Source organism: Escherichia sp. 94.0001, from assembly GCF_013369155.2.
GTDB lineage: Bacteria > Pseudomonadota > Gammaproteobacteria > Enterobacterales > Enterobacteriaceae > Escherichia > Escherichia coli_F.
The window spans coordinates 1-1,674 of the sequence record NZ_JABWMS020000157.1 but is presented as its reverse complement, the minus strand read 5'-3'; the positions used below and the strand labels follow the sequence as shown (position 1 = coordinate 1,674).

At 41.1% G+C, this 1,674-nt stretch carries 2 protein-coding genes and 3 pseudogenes; all 5 read right to left on the bottom strand.

Features of this window, described 5'->3' with window-relative positions; translation table 11 throughout:
• Positions 1-287 (bottom strand): annotated as a pseudogene (locus tag HEN33_RS24845) (type VI secretion system Vgr family protein); the annotation flags it as partial.
• 24 nt (positions 288-311) lie between these two features.
• The gene (locus HEN33_RS24840; RefSeq protein ID WP_094030461.1) at positions 312-698 is read right to left on the bottom strand and encodes a hypothetical protein; all 387 of its coding nucleotides are present in this window, start codon (positions 696-698) and stop codon (positions 312-314) included.
• On the bottom strand, positions 695-1,396 hold the full coding sequence (locus HEN33_RS24835) for a hypothetical protein (protein ID WP_176262517.1): 702 nt from the start codon (positions 1,394-1,396) through the stop codon (positions 695-697). The genes HEN33_RS24840 and HEN33_RS24835 overlap by 4 nt, the downstream gene beginning before the upstream one ends.
• Before the next feature lie 141 nt (positions 1,397-1,537).
• Positions 1,538-1,609, bottom strand: a pseudogene (locus HEN33_RS27205) (hypothetical protein); the annotation flags it as partial.
• Positions 1,610-1,674, bottom strand: a pseudogene (locus tag HEN33_RS27200) (hypothetical protein); the annotation flags it as partial. It lies immediately after the preceding pseudogene.

The following is a 1,674-nucleotide window of genomic DNA, read 5'->3' as shown; positions in this document are numbered from 1 at the left end:
GCAAGCGACGCCGCCGCATCCTGAACTGCACCAGCCATATCCGATATCCCTGCTGCTGCGGCGGCGGCTTGCGCAGCGGCTACTGCGGCTTTAACCAGACCTGACGGTTCCGGCAACGCACCAAACAGGTCCGCCACTGCCTGTTCTGCCATCTGCTCGGCGGCATCAGCTACATCGGTTGCGGCTGAACCTGTGCTCATACTGCCACTTTCGCCAGCTATTGGTGGTGTGGTGATGACGGGTCCACCGTTTCCAACTGGTTTATTACCCGTAGATACAAAACTCATGATATTTGCTCCTTTAATACCGGATTAAAATCTAGCCCCTGGTGGCCAAAAAATATAAGTAATCACTCTCCATTGCCCGTCTTTATAATGAAACCAACATGTCAGATTCAAATCCCCCTGCAAATTCCAGAACATTTCCTTAATAGGAACATTTTGAAATTCAGGATCTGTTATGCGATAAGTTTGATTCAAGCCGATATAATACTCACCAACAAATTTATATCGTGGCCTCACGAACTCATGAGCAGGCGGCCCATATTTCTTCATAAAAAAGATGTCATTACTTCCATCATGTATATCATTTTCTTCATAATATTTGGTGGATTGAGCAACTGCAGAAGGCGAGAAAACATTCACTGTAGTTATGTAAGTTATTGAAAGGAAAATCACTATAATACAGAAAAATTTCATTTGGTTACATTCAATAAAGTAAATTTAGTTTCAGGCATTATGACATTCAACGTTATAGTTGCGTTTTTAAGGTATCGTTCCCGAAGCTCCATTCCCACATTCATCAACCCACTAATATCTCCAACATACGGAGACGAAGAATCATAATCATCATCTAAGTAACCAAGTACATGTCCGGCTTCATGAGGTATATTTACTTGCAACGTATTATTACAGTTAATACATTTCGCTACTTTTTCCAGGTCCGCTGAATCAACATGAACCGTACTGTTTTTAAAATCAACATATGTTCTTAAATCAGCACCAGGCAAAACCTTTGTTGCAATAACCAACCAGTCTTCATTCTGAGATGCAGAAATTATTCTTACATCAAAAGGCAAAGCTTTACCCTGAAATTTTTTAGCGAACTCAGATTCACCGGAAACAGAATAAGTTATTTTCCCATTCCATGCCTGCTGAACAGATAAATATATCGCTCGCATAAAAATAGCTTTTTCCCATATAATCCAGTCATCTGTAACGGTATTATCTTTATACCACTCATACTTCCATCTTATCACAGCCGTAATCGAACCAGTATTTTGATTTAATAAATACGTCCTCCTACCATCCTTATGTATAATGATATCGCCATCAATATTTGTTTTTTCATAGTATTCGGCCAGCAAACTATTCTCATCATATTTAAGCTTGGTCATTTTACTCTCATTAAATACTAATTGTTTGTATCGAAAATATTATCTGGAAAAATATTATTTTATATATTACGAGTATTGCCCCTTCAGCCGCAGCGCATCCACATACCGTCCTTCACTGCAGGGCAAGATTACGAAAGCCCGCCCCGCAAGGACTGACGCGAGGTAGTTTCTGTCCATGGCTGCTTTTATCATCTTACGTCTTAACCCTGCCTTGGTTTCGCCGTACTGCACCTGCCAGGCGCGGGGTGGATAATTTTCCACCAGCCGCTTTTCCACCG